Here is a 17,189-nt window from a genome sequence, read left to right on the forward strand (position 1 = left end):
AACCATGAGTTTGCTCAATATCGGGATGTCGGGTCTGTCCGCAAGCCAGACCGCACTGGTGACCACGGGTAACAACATCGCCAACGTCGATACCGCAGGGTATTCGCGTCAGCAGACCGTGCAGACCACCAAGGCGTCGAACCAGTACGGCAACGTGTTCATCGGTTCCGGCACGACCCTGGCCGATGTGCGCCGGGTGTATAACGCCTTCCTTGAAGCACAACTGAAAACCACCACGTCGCTCAACAGTGACGCAGCGGCCTATCAGGGCCAGATTACTCCGCTCGACTCCCTGTTGTCGGACAGCGGCACCGGTCTCAACGGTGCGCTGACCAAGTTTTTCGCCTCGGTGCAGAACGTCAACGCCAAGCCGGGTGACGATGCATCCCGTCAGCTGCTGCTCAGCGATGCCCAGGCCTTGAGCAACCGTTTCAATTCGGTTGCCAACCAGTTGACGGAGCAGAGCCAGAACATCAATGGCAACCTGTCGAATATGGTCGACCAGGTCAATAACCTGGCGGCCACCGTGGCGCAGTTGAACAAGAAAATCGCCGAAGTCTCCAATGCCGGCGGCGCGCCCAACGACCTGCTCGACGCCCGCGGCGAAACCATTCGCCAGCTCTCGACCTTCACCGGCACGCAGGTTGTCGAGAACGGCAGCAGCCTGGACATTTACCTGGGCTCCGGCCAACCGTTGGTGATGGGCAGTATCGTCAATACCTTGCAAGCGGTGCCGGACAAGAACGATCCGGGGCGCATTGGTATCCAGCTCAACAGCGGTTCCAGTTCCATGGACCTGACCTCGGTGCTCACCGGCGGCGAGATCGGTGGCCTGATGCGCTACCGCAGCACCGTGCTCGACCCGGCCATGAACGAGCTGGGTCGCGTGGCCCTGGTGGTCGCCGACCAGATGAACAGCGTCCAGGCCTCGGGCATCGACATGAACGGGGCCTTCGGCTCCAACCTGTTCACTAACATCAACAGCGCCGCGCAGATCAGCCAGCGCAGCGTTGCGTCGTTGAACAACAGCGCCGGCTCCGGCAACTTCAACATCGCCATCAAAGACTCCGGCAAGCTGACCACCAACGACTACAAGGTGACGTTCACCACCGGCACGGACTACACCGTCCAGCGCCTGCCCGACGGCACCTCGATGGGCGCGTTCAACACTGCGACCACGCCGCCGCCGGTGATCGACGGTTTCTCGATGACCTTCGCCAACGGCACCGCTGCCGCCGGCGACACGTTCAAGCTCACGCCGACCCGCAACGAGGCGGCCAACATCAAGACCGAGATGACCGACTCCAAGCGGCTGGCGATTGCCGCGCCGTTGGGCGCCGCCATCGTGCCAGGGGGCAGCGGTACGCTGACCATTCCGGCCAACGGCCAGCCGAGCATGACCACCAAGCTGGACATCTACGACGCCGCCACCACGACCATCATCCAGAACGGCATCAAGAACTCCATGCCGGTCAAGGTGGTGTTCGGCGCGACGTCCGCCGATGGCACCAGCCAGGCTTATCAGTTGCTCGATGCCAAGGGCACTCAGATCAGCAATGGCACGATCAAACCTGGCGAAAGCAACACCCTGAGCCTGAGTGTTCCGCTCAAGGACGCCAGTGGTAACCCGATCATGGATTCTTCCGTGCCACCGGTACAGCGCACCGTCACGTTCGACATGTCCATTGCCGGTGCTCCGTCCAGCGGAGCGTCCATCAATGTCAGCCTCAGCCAGCCCGGCAGCCTGGACAACCGTAACGGTACTGTCCTGGCCGGCTTGCAGACCGCCAAGACCGTGGACACCGGTTCCTCCAGCAAGGGCATTTCCCTGAACGATGCCTACGGCAAGCTGGTGGAGGGCGTCGGCGCCAAGGCCGCCCAGGGCAAGCTCGACAGTGCCGCCACTGGCGCGATCCTGGACAACGCCAAGACCGCCCGCGATTCGTTGTCGGGCGTGGACCTGGATGAAGAAACCGGCAACCTGGTCAAGTTCCAGCAGTACTACACCGCGTCTTCGCAGATCATCAAGGCGGCGCAGCAAATTTTCAGCACTTTGATCAACAGTCTTTAAGGAGCCGTAGCCCATGCGCATTTCTACTTCTCAGTTTTACGAAAGCACGGCTGCGAACTACCAGAAAAATTTCGCCAAGGTGGTCAAGACCAGCGAAGAAGCCAGCAGCCTGGTACGTGTGAACACCGCCGCGGATGATCCGGTGGGCGCTTCGCGCCTGCTGCAACTGGGCAACCAGGCTTCGATGCTTTCCCAATATGAAGCCAACGTCACCACCATCAAGGCGACCCTGGGCACGACCGAAGCGGTCATGACCAGCATCGGCAACGTGCTCCAGCGCGCCAAGGAATTGGCCGTCAGTGCTGGCAACGCCGCCTACACCGACTCGGACCGTAAAGCCGTTGCCTCGGAATTGGGGTCGATCGAAGATCAGTTGCTGAGCCTGATGAACACCAAGGATGAAAACGGCAAGTACATTTTTTCCGGTTCCAAGGGCGATGTCGTACCGTTCACCCGCAACGACGACGGCACCTACAGCTACAACGGCGACCAGGTGACCCTGGACCTGCCGATCGGCGACACCATGTCGATGGCCACCAACAGCACTGGCTGGGAAGTGTTCCAGCAAGCCGTCAACACCAGTCGCAGCCAGGTCACCATGACCGCGCCGGCGGTGGATGATGGTCGCGTGGTGTTGACCAACGGCCAAGTGTCGTCCAGCGTGACCTACAACAGCCAGTTCCGCAGTGGCGAGCCGTACACGGTGGAGTTCACCAGCGGCACCCAGTTGAAAATCACCGATTCGGGTGGCAACGATGTGACCGCCGAAGCCAGCAAGGGCGGTGTCATCGAGCCTAATAACCAGATCGGGCAGACTGTGAGCTTTCGCGGCGTCGACTTGACCTTGAACGTCAATCTTCAAGCGGGCGACGTTGCCGGAACGGTGTTGCCAGGCCATACCTTCACCCTGGCCGCCAAGCCCGATACGTTCACTCCGGCCCGCAGCCCGGGCAACACCACCGCGACTCAGATCACCGGTAGCCAGATCACCGATCCAGTGGCCTACCACGCCAGCTTCCCGACGGGGTCGGCGGTACTGAAGTTTACCAGTGCCACGGACTTCGACCTGTACGCCGCGCCACTGACCGCTGACAGCAAGCCGGTGTCCAGCGGCACCCTGGCGGGTAACGTCGCCACCGCATCCGGTGTGAGTTTCACGCTCAATGGTGCCGTGGCCGCCAACGACCAGTTCAGCATCGCGGTCAATACCCACGAGACGCAGAACGTACTGGACACCGTGAACCAGTTGCGGACTGCCTTGAACACGCCGACCGATGGCGACAACATCGCCATCCAGAAACTCAATGCGTCACTGGCTTCGGCTATCGGTAACCTGGCCAGCGGCACTGACCAGTTGACCAGTGCATTGAGCTCGGTCGGCGGTCGCGGCCAGTCGCTCGATACCCAGAGCGATACCAATCAGAGCTTTGTCCTGGCTAACACGCAGACCCAGTCGGCGATTCGTGATTCCGACGCGGCCGAGGTGATGACGCGCCTGACCTTGCAGCAGACTATGCTTCAAGCGTCGCAGTTGGCGTTCAGCAAGATCGCTCAATTGGGCCTGTTCAACAAAGTGTGATCCAGGGCCGGGACCGTGACGTTATAAGCGGTCCCTGACCCGTTCCTTTATACGATTCAGGACGTCCTGCTCTCGCCTGAGTTGGCGCCCACCGGTTGAGAGCCAAGCGTGTGAAATCAGCTCCTCTTGTCAGCATTGCCATCCCCGCGTTCAACCCACGCTTTTTCCGCCTAGCCTTGCAAAGTGCGCTCGAGCAGACCTACGAGAACCTTGAGATTGTCATCTGCGACGATTGCCGCACCGATGAAATCGAGCAGATCGTCCAGGAACTTTGCGCGGGCTCCAAGGTTGCGATGCGCTACCTGAGCAACCCGACCCGGCTGGGCTTCCAGCAGAACCTGCTGCGCTGTCTTGAAGAGTCCCGGGGCGAGTTCATCAAGTTCCTGTGCGATGACGACCAGTTGCTGGCGTTCTGTGTCAGTCAACAGGCGGCCATCCTGCAGGAGCATGCCCAAGTATCGCTGGTGATCAACAAGCATCATTTAATCGATGCAGACAACTACGCCTTGCCGGTCCGTGTTGAAAACACGGGCATCACGCAATTCGATGCGCTGTTCAACGGCAATGACATGCTGGCGTACTTCGAAAAAACCACCCGTAATATTCTCGGCGGTTTGAGTGGTGCATTGATGCGCCGCGCAGATGTCGAGGCCTTGTTGCCAGCGTTGGCGCGGCCCGGCGAAGGCTTCGAGGCAGTCCTCGATTTTGCCTTGTTCATCTGCCTGTTGCGCCGGGGTAATCTGGTCCAGCTTTACGCCGAGGGAAGCGGCCAGCGGTTGCATCCAGAGCGCCTGGGGCTTCAGTTCAAGATGCTCGAAGCTGCCACGGTGGAACTGACATGGCTCAAGGAAATGCTGGCCCAGCGCAGCGGCGAGCCGGCGCCAGCCAGCGGCTGGGTGCGTTACCAGTCCTTGGGGCAGCCCAAGGAGCCAGGGGCGCCCGAGTGGGAAGAAATCAACGTCTACTCGGTCATTGCGACTCGCCAGGGCGTCATCGGCTCGCAAGTCGGCACTGATATCGAAAGCTACGCAGACCTCTATGCGCAGTGGTTGACGTGTCGACGTTTCAGTCCATTGCGCAAACAAGTCTTGTCCCGGCAGATTGCCCGCTGGGCCTATCGTCCGATGATCATCCCCATCATCGTCGATGAGCAGGACGATCCTTATGCGTTGGGCATTACCCTGCAGAGTATCGCTGCCCAAGCCTATGCCTGCGAATCAGTGCTGCTGCTCTCCAATGGTCGCCAGGCTGTGGACAACCATGTCCTGCGCCTTGGCCTGCAAGCGGACTGGGCGCAGCAGCTCAACGGGCTGTTGCCTCAACTGGACGGCGCCGATTGGTTCTACCTGCTGCGTGCCGGCGATCGCTTGACGGAGTCGGCTCTGCTGATCATGGCCGATCGGATTGTCAGCTCGCCAGCTGCTGCCTGTCTCTACAGCGATGAAGGTGCGCTGGTGGATGACAAGTCGGTGGAGCCGATCTTCAAGCCCGACTTCAATCTCGACCTGATGCGCGGTTATCCCTATGTCGGTCGGACACTGGCTTTCGAGCGTGCGCGATTCCTGGCTTCGGGTGGATTCGATTCGAGCCTGGGCGAATTGGCGCCCCATGACTTGATCTGGCGACTGGTGGAAACGGATGGGCCGCAGGTCATTGGTCATATTCCGGAAGTCCAGGTCGAGTCGACGTTTTCGTTTGCCAAATGGCTGTCGTTGTCGGAAGTCATCGAGCAAAACGCCCGGCTGATCGAAGCTCATCTACAGCGTATCGGCGTGCCGCACCGGCTTCACCCAGGGCCGCTCCTGGCGTTGATCCCGCGCATCGAATACCTGTTCGCCGAGCGACCACTGGTGTCGATCATCATCAGCGTCAAGGATGACCTGAGCGCGCTGGAGCGTTGCGTCAACAGCCTGATCAGTACGACCGCGTATCCGCACTACGAAATCATCATTGTCGATAACGCCAGTGAAAGCGCCGAGCTGCAGCATTGGCTGCGAGCCATGGCCGAGCTGGGCAGCGAAACGTTGCGAATATTCTTGCACCCGGGAAGCGGCAGCGAAGCGGTGATCCGCAATTTCGCCGCACAGCATGCCCGCGGCGAATACCTGTTGTTGCTCGACCCCAATTGCATTGTGCTGGAAGCTGCCTGGCTGGATGAGTTGCTCAATCAAGGACAACGTCCCGAGGTCGGTATCGTGGGGCCTCGTACACTCAACCAGCAAGGCCGGGTCATCGACTCCGGCATGATCATGGGGCTGGGAGGGTTGGCGGGCAGGGCCTTCGTCAACGAATCGGTCACGTCTGGCGGCTATATGCAACGCTTGCAGACGGTGCAGAACTGGAGCGCTGTCGGCGATCACTGCCTGTTGGTGCGCAAGCAGGTGCTGGAGGAGGTCGGTGGGTTCGATGAGTCGATCACAACGCAGCGCATCAACTCTCTGGAGTTATGCCAGCAGGTGGGGAAAAACGGTTACCTGATCGTCACCACACCTTACAGTGATGTCGTGCTGGCGTCCGGCATGGAAGCGAGTCGTGATCCTTCGTGGAAAGAGCGGCTGGAGCATGAGCAAGAGGCGTTCTATCAGCGCTGGTTGCCCAGGATCGCCAACGATCCTGCCTACAACCGTAACCTGACCCTGACCGGGAAAAGCTTCAGTCTCGAGCCCGGACCACGCACCGGCTGGAATCCGTTGATCACCCGCAACGTACCTTCGATCCTGGGGTTGGCGGTCAATACCTCGGCGGTGGGGCATTACCGGGTCAGCCAACCGTTGTTCGAACTGGAAGCGGCTGGGCGAATCGTGGGGCGTGTTGCCTACGATACGCCTTCGATCATCGACATCGAGCGCCAGTCACCGGATGTGATCGTGCTTCAAGGTCGCTATAACGTGGGTAAATTCAAGGACATCGCTCAAGTCAAGACTTACTCCAACGCCATGCGCATCTACGAATTGGATGACTACATCGCCAGGGTCCCGGAGAAAAACGAACACCGCCGCAATATGCCGGACAACCTTGAGGACTTGCTGCGACAGGGGATCGGCCTGTGTGATCGGGTGGTGGTGTCCACCCATCCATTGGCAGACGCTTTGTCGAGCATGCACCACGATATCCGCGTGGTGCCCAACATGCTGGCTGCCGGCCTGTGGAATCAGCTTAGAAGCCAGCGTGCAACCTCCAGCAAGCCGCGTATCGGTTGGGGGGGCGGCACCAGCCACCGTGGCGACCTGGAGCTCATTGCCGATGTGGTTCGGGAACTGGCCGACGAAGTTGAATGGGTTTTCTTTGGCATGTGCCCCGATTTGCTCAAGCCCTATATCCATGAGTTCCATCCTGGCGTGAGCCTGGCGCTTTATCCGGCAAAACTTGCCAGCCTGAATCTCGACTTGGCCTTGGCGCCGTTGGAATTCCATATTTTCAACGACTGCAAAAGCAACCTTCGCCTGTTGGAATACGGTGCGTGCGGCTATCCGGTCATTTGTTCGGATACCGAAGCCTATCGGGGACACCTGCCTTGCACCCGGATCCTCACCAACAGCGCCGAAGAATGGCTGGAGGCAATCCGTATGCACCTGGCGGATCCGATTGCCAGCTACCGGATGGGCGACGAATTACGTGAAGTGGTGCTGCGCGACTTTATCTTGCGCGGCGATAACTTGCAGTACTGGGCCAATGGTTGGCTACCGGATTGATGAGTTTCAACCGCGAAACTCCCGGTGTCGCTGATGCGACCACCCACTTGTTAAGGAATGAATATGCAAAGCAATGTCCCAACAGGATCGACTGCGCCGTTGAATGAACGGTTTACCCTGGTGCTGCTCGCTCACGACCAGTCGACTGCCCTGCGGCGGGCGTTGCGCTACTACCGCGACAGTTCGTTTGCGGTGCTGGTGATCGACTCATCGAGCCTGATCGATGCCGATATCACGGTAGAGTTCCCCAGCGTGCAATACCTGCACGCACCCACGGCCATTGGTTTCGGCGACAAGGTTCGCCAGGCCGTCGAGCGAGTTGCCACGCCTTACCTGGTGATTGCCGATACCGAAAGTTTCCTGCTGCCCCAAGCGCTCGAGCAATCGTTGAGTTTCCTCGACGCACACGCTGAATACGGCGCTTGCCAAGGCTACAGCCTGGCGTTCGAGGCCCATGCCGACCGTGTCGACTATTACCTGCTCGATCGCAAGGGCTGTGAAGATTATTCCGGCGCATCGGCCGAAGCCCGGCTCGCCGTGTTTACCGAGGATTGCCCGTCATTGGTCAGTGCACTCACGCGCACTGAAACGCTGCGGCGCAGTTACGCTTCGCTGCCCGTCGGTTTTGATTCGCGGTTGCAGGAGGCCGGCCATTGCTTTGGCTTGGTGACGGATGCAAAGGTTCGCTTGCTGGACATTCCTTATGGTGTGCACGAGCGCAGTCGCGTGGCGAAGCCACGGAACCCGGTTGGCATGGCGCCTGGTGCCGAGGACTTGCGAGCAGTCGCTGAACAGGAACGCATGAGCACTATGCTGGCCGACGCCTTTGGCGCGGCTGCTTCGGCGCGGGAGCATGCCCGGGCCATACTCAAGAAGCTGGTCGAGCGTTCGGTGCCGCAGGCTGGGAAACTGTTCGAGTCGACCTGGGATTCGCGGCGTGGCGAACCGGTTCGTCGTTTCGAACCGACGCAATACGTTGAGTTGCCATTTTATAACCAGGCTTTTTTCGACGTGCTTACTTCGCTGGAATTCCTGCTTCATGCGGCGCCAAGCGGGCAGGTGCAGTTGAAGGAGCTGGAAGCGGTCATGCTCAAGCAGAAAGAGCTGTCTCGCCCCCAGCGCAACACCAGCGCCGAGCCGCTTGATGAACAACTGGCAAGGGCTTTCCTGAGCTATGCCTTCAACCAGGATCTGGTGAAGCAACTGCTCGAGGTCATGCGAGCCAAGGGTGACACGCGCTACGTGCAGATGCTCCAGGCCTGGGAGCAACGACTCAAGGCAGCGGCATATGAAAATACCGCAAGGTTGTTCGACGCCACGCGCTCCGGTCAATTGCTGCGCTGGCTCGAAGCGCGTGAACCGAGCGCCAGTGAGGCGCAGAAAGTGTCCAAATACCTGGCCGCTCGCAACGGTGGTCCTACGTTCGGTATTTTGATCCTGGATCTGGAGGCCGATGTCTTCAAGATGCAGGCAACCTTCGACAGCGTGATCAATGGCTATTGCCGGGCGTTCAAGATTGTCGTGTTCACCACTGGCGACCTGCCGGCGGAGACCACACCGCAGAACGTCCTGCATTTCGTCAAAGTCAACGAAAGCAACTACGTCGACAAAATCAATCAGGTTGTCAGCCAAAGCGATTGCGATTGGATGGTCATGGCCGAGGCCGGCGATGAATTGACGCCGGGTGGCCTGTTCCGCGCGGGTGTGGAATTGCTGGCCGCGCCACAGTGCCAGGCCGTGGCGATGGATGAGTTCCAGCGCCAGCCTGACGGGACGCTGGCCGACGTCTTCCGGCCGGGGTTCAACCTTGACTTGCTGCAAAGCGCCCCGGCCTTGATGGCCCGTCATTGGTTGGTACGCCGCGAGACATTGGTAAAACTCGGCGGTTATTCGCGCGAGTTCAAGAACGCATTGGAGTTCGACCTGCTGTTGCGCTTGATCGAGCAGGATGGCCTGGAGGGGCTTGCCCACCTGGATGAGCCTCTGCTGATTTGCCAGGCCCCTGCGGTGGAAGATAACGCCGATGAGCGCAAGACATTGCTGCGTCACCTGGCGGTTCGGGGTTATCAGGCTGACGTGAGCGCGGTCGTGCCGGGCACGCACAAAATCGACTACCGCTTTGCCGATCGCCCCATGGTGTCGATCATCGTCCATGGCATTGGCGATCTGACAGCGCTACAACGTTGCCTGCTCAGCGTACTGCAGCGCACTCGATATCAGCGCTACGAAGTATTGGTTCCCACCGGGGCGGCAAACCATTCCGTGCTGCGCACCTGGCTCAACGGCCAGGGGCAGCAGGCCAGTCGCGTTCGGTTGTTGGATATCGAGTCGGGTGCCGCGACGGGGGCCTTGATCAACGCTGCCAGCCAGGAGACCAAGGGCGACTATCTGGTGACACTGGCGGCCGACAGCGAAGTGATCAACGTCAACTGGATCGAATCGCTGCTCAATCAGGCCTTGCGGCCGGAGGTGGGCGTGGTCGGCGCCAAGCTGGTCGAGCGCGATGGGCGTATCACCCAGGCCTGCCTGATTCTGGGCCTGAATGACGAAGTGGGCTCGGCCTTCATCGGCGAGCCGAAGACCGCCAGAGGCTACATGAACAGGTTGGTCGTGGAGCAGAACTGTTCGGCGGTGTCTTTTGCCTGCTTGATGATTTCCAAGCAGTTGTTCAACGCTGCTGACGGCATAGACAGCGAGCTGTTCGACGATGCCTTGGGTGACGTGGATCTGTGCCTCAGAGTCGGCCAGGCCGGGTACCTGACGGTATGGACGCCCCATGTGCAGGTGATCCAGTCCGGCGTGCTGGCGAGTACGCCAGAGGCGCGTGCGGCGCTGCGTGAGAAGTGGTCCGAAGCGCTCGCCCAGGATCGCTTCTACAACGGCAACCTGGCATTGCAAGGTGCTGGTTTTACCCTGGGACCGGTGCGCAACGTACCCTGGACCGACTTGCTGGTATAACCCCCCGCCTTGCGAGGCATTTCATCGACGCCGGCAGCTAAAACCTGCTGGCGTTCTTGCCCAATTACCCCGCCATTCTCAAGACTCCTGTCCAGTGTCCGATGCCGTCGCGGGAAATGACGCGGCTTCGTTTGTCATGAAAAAATGCCCCTCCAGGACAAAACGGCGTGACGCATAGGTCATAAAGTGCATCTTCACTGTATTGTATTCCCCGGAGTGGAGGCCCGTTCGTTTGCCGGATAAGGCGTCCGCCCTTGGAAATCAACCATTTTTGAAGCGCCCCTGAGCTTTTGGGGGTGAACCTAGTCGCAGTACATGATCGGGAAGCCATGATGATTGGCATAAAAAGCATAGCGAGTTATGTGCCGACCGCTGGTGTGGATAACTACGCTCAGGGTGCCAAATTCGAGAAGGATGAAGAATTCATCCTTGGCAAGATTGGTTCGGCGTTCCTGCCGCGCAAAGACGCTGACCAGGAAACCTCGGACCTGTGTGTCGAAGCAGTGAATGCATTGTTCGCCAACAACCCGCAGCTTTCGCGCGAATCCATCGACGCATTGATCGTTGTCACCCAGAACGGTGATGAAGAAGGGCTGCCGCACACGGCCGCCATCGTGCAGGACAAACTCGGGCTGCCGACCCATGTGGCGGCGTTCGACATATCGCTGGGCTGCTCGGGCTACGTGTACGGCATCTACGCCCTGAAAGGCTTCATGGAGGCCGCAGGGCTGAAAAACGGGCTGCTGGTGACCGCCGACCCGTATTCGAAAATCGTCGACCCTGAAGACCGCAACACCACCATGTTGTTTGGCGATGCCGCCACCGCCACGTGGATGGCCGAGGGCGCCAGCTGGCAGTTGGGCAAGGCCAAGTTCGGCACCGATGGTTCCGGCGCGCCGCACCTGAAGGTCAGTGACGGGGTGTTTTTCATGAACGGCCGCCAGGTCTTCAACTTCGCCCTGTTGAAAGTGCCCGCTCATTTGCACGAACTGCTGGACGAATCGTCACTGCAAGCCAGTGACATCGATGCGTTCTGCATTCACCAGGGCAGCGCGGCGATTGTCGATGCCGTGGCGCGGCGTTTCGAGGGTGAGCCTGAGAAGTTCATCAAGGACATGGTCGAGACCGGCAATACCGTGTCGTCGAGCATTCCGCTGCTGCTGGAAAAGCACGTCCTGGATGCTGACTGGAAGCGCGTGGCGATCAGCGGTTTCGGTGTGGGCCTGTCGTGGGGCTCGGCGATTCTTTATCGCGATTGATCGAATCACGTTTTTCCAATAGCGCTTCAGGTTGGCCTGGGGCGCTTTTTTTTGGCCCGCGATTTTGTCCTGCGGTTTCTTGGCGCCATTTTTCGGGCTTTATCGCGCGACTAAAGCCTTGTTTTTCAAGGGGTGGCAGTCTGCTAGCAAATATTTTGAAAAAAGCCCTCAAGCAAGTTCCTAATCCGACGATAACTATTACGAAGGTTCTCTAGGCCACACCCCGGCGGTTGCCAAGGGCCGGAAGCCGCAGTACCCAACCAACGAGGAATTCGTCATGGCTTTAACAGTAAACACCAACACCACTTCGCTGAACGTTCAGAAGAACCTCAACCGTGCTTCCGACGCTCTCTCCACTTCGATGACTCGCCTGTCTTCCGGCCTGAAAATCAACAGCGCCAAAGACGACGCCGCCGGCCTGCAGATCGCTACCCGCATGACCTCGCAAATCCGCGGTCAGACCATGGCGATCAAAAACGCCAACGACGGTATCTCCATGGCGCAGACCGCTGAAGGCGCGATGCAGGAGCAGACCAACATTCTGCAACGTATGCGTGAACTGGCCATCCAGTCCCGTAACGATAGCAACAGCGCAACCGACCGTGTCGCTCTGAACAAAGAGTTCTCGCAGATGAGCGACGAACTGACCCGTATCGCCAACAGCACCAACCTGAACGGCAAGAACCTGCTCGACGGTACTGCTAGCACCATGACCTTCCAGGTTGGTTCGAACACTGGTACTGACAACCAGATCTCCCTGACCTTGAGCGCCAGTTTCGACGCTGCAAGCCTGGGTGTTGACTCGGCAATCACCATCATTGGTTCCGACAGCGCTACCGCTGAAACCAACTTCTCGGCCGCCATGGACGCAATCACCAGCGCGATCGACACCATCAACAGTGCTCGTGCTGACCTCGGTGCTGCACAAAACCGTTTCGCCAGCACCATCTCCAACCTGCAGAACATCAACGAAAACGCCAGTGCTGCACTGGGTCGCGTACAAGATACCGACTTCGCTGCTGAAACTGCACAACTGACCAAGCAGCAGACTCTGCAGCAAGCGTCTACTTCGGTTCTGGCCCAGGCCAACCAACTGCCATCCGCTGTACTGAAGCTGCTTCAGTAATAGCCGGATGAGTTTTAGCGGGGGAGTGCGCTTGCGTGCTCTCTCGCTTTTTCCGTTCAAGAGGTGATGGACATGGATATGAGCGTGAAGCTGAACTTGTCTTATCCAGCGGCGAAGCCGGCACCGACAGTGGTCGGCAAGCCAGTGGAGAAGCCTCAAGCCGAGGTTGCTACCGTGACACCGGTCAAGGAAGCGCCTAAAGACGCTGCCGCCGAGCAGGACAAACTCAAGAAGGCCGTTCAGGAAATCGAGAAGTTCGTTCAGTCGGTCAAGCGCAACCTGGAGTTCTCTATTGATGAGCCTTCAGGCAAAGTAGTGGTCAAAGTGATTGCCAGTGGTTCCGGTGAAGTGATTCGCCAGATCCCGAACGAAGAAGTTCTGAAGCTGGCCAACAGTTTGAATGATGCAAACAGCTTGTTGTTCAGCGCCGAAGCCTGACAACTGGCACGAATTTTGTTGCTATGTCCTTTTGGGCGTTGTAAGGGTCAAAAGGCCGGCGACACACTGAAGGGAGTCCCACATGGCAAGTCCAATTCTACCTGGCTTGGGTTTAGGCTCTGGCCTTGATACCACTGCGATCGTCAAGGCGCTGGTCGATTCCGACAAGGCCGCCAAGCAAGGTCAGATCACCCGAGCGACGACGACGACTTCCAACAGTATCTCCGGGGTGGGCACCCTGAAGTCGTTGTTGGCGGCTTTCAATACCGCGATGAAGGACTTGTCCAGCACAACGACTCCGCAATTCTCGGGTTTTGCTGCGACATCCTCTGCCCCCACAGTGCTCACGGCCACCGCCAGCAACTCGGCGGTGGGCGGGACCTATGCGATCAAGGTCAACAATATCGCGACGGCTTCCAAGGTCACCTCGGCGGCCTTTGCTGGCGGTACTAGCAGTGCCATCCCGAGCGGCACGCTGACCATCGCGCAGAACGGCGTCAACTACAACCTCAATGTGGGGGCCGGTGCGACCCTGCAATCGGTTCGCGACTCGATCAATGCCGACACTTCACTCAAGGCTGCGGGTTTCAGTGCCAACATCATCACCGACTCTTTCGGTTCGCGCCTGGTGCTGGGTTCAAGCACGACCGGCGCCGGTTCCGACATCTCGGTAAGCGGCATCGCGGGGCTGGAGATCGATGGGACGAACGTCGTGGGTGCTGGCGGTGCTGCGCTGACGGCCACTTCGGCGGGCGCCATCGGTGCCCTGGCCCAGGATGCCAGCTTCACCGTCGATGGCATGCTGCTGACCAGCAAGAGCAATACGGTCAGCACGGCGATTTCCGGGTTGACCTTGAACTTGCTCAGTGGCGGACCGAGCGCCAGTTCAACCGTCACCGTGGCGCCGAACAACGATGGCCTGAAAGCCTCGATCCAGAAATTCGTCGATGCCTATAACGCGATCGCCAATAGCATCACCGCACTGACCAAGCCGTCGCTCGACGATGATGGGAAGCTGACGGTGCCGGCAAAATTGACCGGTGACGCGTTGCCTCGCTCGCTGCTGGCGGCGATTCGAACGCCCTTGTCTGAAACCGGCGCTGGCGACAAGCTGACGTCGCTGGCCCAGTTGGGTATCACCACCGATCAGAAGACGGGTGCGCTGAACTTCAATAGCGTCAAGTTCACCGAAGCGATGAACGATAAAAAGCTCAGCGGTGAAGTCCAGACGTTGTTCACGGGTACCAATGGCTTGCTGGAGCGCATGGGCAAGGCGATCGAACCCTTCACCCAGACCGGTGGCGTCCTCGATCAGCGGACCACGGCGCTGACCAAGACCCAGACCCGCCTGAAGAACGATCAGGAGGCTCTGGATCGTCGGGTCGAGACCCTGACCGCTGTGCTGACTAAAAAGTACAACGATATGGATACCCTGGTCGGCAAGCTGAAGGCCACTGCCAGCAATATCACCTCGATGTTCGAGGCGATGGCGGCACAACAGAAAAACAGCTGATTTCGACTGACGAAAAAAAGCCCGGCAACGTTTTGACAACGTTCCGGGCTTTCGGCTTTTCGACCTAAAGTTTTTTGACGCAGCGTCGATACGCTGTTTATACGAACCGAAGATTTTTGATGAGGTAGAACATGAATCCGATGTTGGCCCTTCGCCAATACCAGAAGATTGGCGCCCAAGCGCAAACCTCCGAAGCAAGTCCCCATCGTCTTGTGCAGATGCTCATGGAAGGCGGGCTGGACCGCATCGCCCAGGCCAAGGGCGCGTTGGAGCGCAAGGATATTGCAAACAGAGGCATCCTGATCAGCAAGGCCATCGGCATCGTCGGTGGTTTGCGTGAAGGCCTGGACCTGGAAAACCAGGCCGAGTCGGTCGCTGAGCTGGATACTCTTTACGCTTACATGATGAAACGCCTGGCTGAAGCCAACGTCAAGGCCGATCCGAAGATCCTCGACGAAGTCGCCGGTCTGCTTCGCACGGTCAAGGAAGGCTGGGATGCCATTGCCACACCTGGTCCGCAATTCTAAGGAGTGCTCTCATGAGTCTTGTCCTGCAGCGAATCGAACACACCCGTGATGCCTTGGTTGATGCCCTGGCCGAGCGAAACTGGGAGGCCATCGGTCAGTTGGACCTGGCTTGTCGTTCCTGCATGGAAGATGTCCTGAGCGAGTCTGAGGTGGACGAGGCGGCGTTGCGCAATAATCTTGAGGAGTTGCTGGGGGTGTATCGGCAATTGCTGGAGGCGGCGACGGGAGAGCGTCAGGCGATCGTCGACGAGATGCAACAGATCCATCAAGCACAGAACGCGGCAAAGGTTTACCATCTGTTCGGTTAATACTCAGTTAATCCGAGCTTGTTGCGCCATAAATTTGACTGTGCACGGTTTTTTGACTTAACTAGTAACTGTTTACAGATTTAAGGCGTCTACAGGCATGACAAGTCTGCAAGCGTCTAGCTTGCCCCCTAATTTCGGGCATTGGGTTGACTAGGGAAGTTGCTATTGCATGTGGCGTGAAACCAAAATTCTCTTGATCGATGACGATAGCGTCCGCCGCCGCGACTTGGCGGTGATCTTAAATTTTCTTGGCGAAGAAAATTTACCTTGCGGAAGCCATGACTGGCAGCAGGCCGTCGGCTCCTTGTCGTCCAGTCGCGAGGTCATTTGCGTCCTTATCGGGACCGTGAATGCCCCCGCAACGCTATTGGGCTTGCTAAAGACACTCTCAACCTGGGATGAGTTCCTTCCGGTTTTGTTAATGGGCGAAAATTCTTCCCTTGACTTGCCTGAAGACCAGCGTCGCCGAGTACTTTCCACGCTCGAAATGCCGCCCAGCTACAGCAAGCTGCTTGATTCGCTGCATCGCGCGCAGGTTTATCGCGAGATGTACGACCAGGCCCGTGAGCGCGGCAGGCATCGCGAACCCAACCTTTTCCGCAGCCTCGTCGGCACCAGCCGGGCGATCCAGCACGTGCGCCAGATGATGCAGCAGGTCGCCGATACCGACGCCAGCGTGCTGATCCTGGGCGAGTCGGGCACCGGCAAGGAAGTGGTTGCGCGCAATCTGCATTACCACTCCAAGCGCCGCGAAGCGCCATTTGTGCCAGTCAACTGTGGCGCGATCCCGGCCGAGTTGCTGGAGAGCGAGCTGTTTGGCCATGAGAAGGGCGCCTTTACCGGCGCGATCACCAGCCGCGCCGGGCGTTTCGAACTGGCCAATGGCGGCACGCTGTTTCTCGACGAAATCGGCGACATGCCGCTGCCGATGCAGGTCAAGCTGCTGCGGGTCCTGCAGGAGCGCACCTTCGAGCGCGTGGGCAGCAACAAGACCCAGAGCGTCGATGTGCGCATCATTGCCGCAACGCACAAGAATCTCGAGAGCATGATCGAGGTTGGCAGCTTCCGCGAAGACCTCTATTACCGTCTCAACGTTTTCCCGATCGAAATGGCGCCGCTGCGTGAGCGGGTCGAAGACATCCCGTTGCTGATGAACGAACTGATCTCGCGCATGGAGCACGAAAAACGCGGTTCGATCCGCTTCAACTCGGCGGCGATCATGTCCCTGTGCCGCCATGGCTGGCCGGGCAACGTCCGTGAGCTGGCCAACCTGGTGGAGCGCATGGCGATCATGCACCCGTACGGGGTGATCGGCGTGAATGAATTGCCGAAGAAATTCCGCTACGTCGACGACGAAGACGAGCAAATGGTCGACAGCCTGCGCAGCGATCTGGAGGAGCGGGTGGCAATCAACGGCCATACGCCAGATTTCACCGCCAATGCCTTGTTGCCACCGGAAGGCCTGGATCTCAAGGATTACCTGGGAGGCCTGGAGCAAGGGCTGATCCAGCAGGCGCTGGACGATGCCAACGGTATCGTGGCCCGCGCCGCAGAACGCTTGCGCATCCGTCGTACCACCCTGGTAGAGAAGATGCGCAAGTACGGCATGAGCCGTCGCGAAGGAGATGAACAGGCGGATGATTGACGCCTGTTTTCCAACCGCCTGATTTTCAGGCGGTTTTTTTTCGGCACGGGTATTGCTATAGCCCTCGCAACGT

General features: G+C 58.9%; 11 protein-coding genes. All 11 read left to right on the forward strand.

Going from position 1 to position 17,189, the window contains the following annotated elements; genetic code table 11:
- Window positions 1-4 precede the first annotated feature (4 nt).
- The 11 genes from flgK (at window position 5) to LOY50_RS07780 (ending at window position 17,116) form a co-directional block, all read left to right on the forward strand.
- Window positions 5-2,071, forward strand: a complete 2,067-nt coding sequence (gene flgK / locus LOY50_RS07730; protein WP_258690579.1) for a flagellar hook-associated protein FlgK — start codon at window positions 5-7, stop codon at window positions 2,069-2,071.
- Window positions 2,072-2,084: 13 nt separating this feature from the next.
- Window positions 2,085-3,650: a flagellar hook-associated protein 3 gene (locus LOY50_RS07735; RefSeq protein WP_253472400.1), complete on the forward strand. Its 1,566-nt coding sequence runs from the start codon at window positions 2,085-2,087 to the stop codon at window positions 3,648-3,650.
- Window positions 3,651-3,760: 110 nt separating this feature from the next.
- On the forward strand, window positions 3,761-7,342 hold the full coding sequence (locus LOY50_RS07740) for a glycosyltransferase (RefSeq protein WP_253472403.1): 3,582 nt from the start codon (window positions 3,761-3,763) through the stop codon (window positions 7,340-7,342).
- Between the two features lie 63 nt (window positions 7,343-7,405).
- On the forward strand, window positions 7,406-10,300 hold the full coding sequence (locus LOY50_RS07745) for a TIGR00180 family glycosyltransferase (protein ID WP_258690580.1): 2,895 nt from the start codon (window positions 7,406-7,408) through the stop codon (window positions 10,298-10,300).
- Window positions 10,301-10,632: 332 nt separating this feature from the next.
- On the forward strand, window positions 10,633-11,559 hold the full coding sequence (locus tag LOY50_RS07750) for a ketoacyl-ACP synthase III (protein WP_027912745.1): 927 nt from the start codon (window positions 10,633-10,635) through the stop codon (window positions 11,557-11,559).
- Between the two features lie 277 nt (window positions 11,560-11,836).
- Window positions 11,837-12,685 carry a flagellin domain-containing protein gene (locus LOY50_RS07755; protein ID WP_003199067.1) on the forward strand — a complete coding sequence of 283 codons (849 nt, stop codon included), beginning with the start codon at window positions 11,837-11,839 and terminating at the stop codon, window positions 12,683-12,685.
- Between the two features lie 72 nt (window positions 12,686-12,757).
- Window positions 12,758-13,123 carry a flagellar protein FlaG gene (locus LOY50_RS07760; protein ID WP_258690581.1) on the forward strand — a complete coding sequence of 122 codons (366 nt, stop codon included), beginning with the start codon at window positions 12,758-12,760 and terminating at the stop codon, window positions 13,121-13,123.
- Window positions 13,124-13,205: 82 nt separating this feature from the next.
- Complete coding sequence (fliD, locus tag LOY50_RS07765) at window positions 13,206-14,636, forward strand: flagellar filament capping protein FliD (protein ID WP_214510732.1); 1,431 nt, start codon at window positions 13,206-13,208, stop codon at window positions 14,634-14,636.
- A gap of 131 nt (window positions 14,637-14,767) precedes the next feature.
- On the forward strand, window positions 14,768-15,163 hold the full coding sequence (gene fliS / locus LOY50_RS07770) for a flagellar export chaperone FliS (RefSeq protein WP_214510733.1): 396 nt from the start codon (window positions 14,768-14,770) through the stop codon (window positions 15,161-15,163).
- Between the two features lie 11 nt (window positions 15,164-15,174).
- Entirely contained in the window at window positions 15,175-15,471 is a 297-nt protein-coding gene (locus LOY50_RS07775; protein ID WP_072408529.1) for a flagellar protein FliT, read from the forward strand.
- A 169-nt stretch (window positions 15,472-15,640) separates the two neighbouring features.
- On the forward strand, window positions 15,641-17,116 hold the full coding sequence (locus LOY50_RS07780; RefSeq protein ID WP_003199076.1) for a sigma-54 dependent transcriptional regulator: 1,476 nt from the start codon (window positions 15,641-15,643) through the stop codon (window positions 17,114-17,116).
- Window positions 17,117-17,189: the final 73 nt, after the last annotated feature.

The sequence above is a fragment of the Pseudomonas sp. B21-010 genome, assembly GCF_024749325.1.
In the GTDB taxonomy this organism is placed as follows: Bacteria; Pseudomonadota; Gammaproteobacteria; order Pseudomonadales; family Pseudomonadaceae; genus Aquipseudomonas; species Aquipseudomonas kilonensis.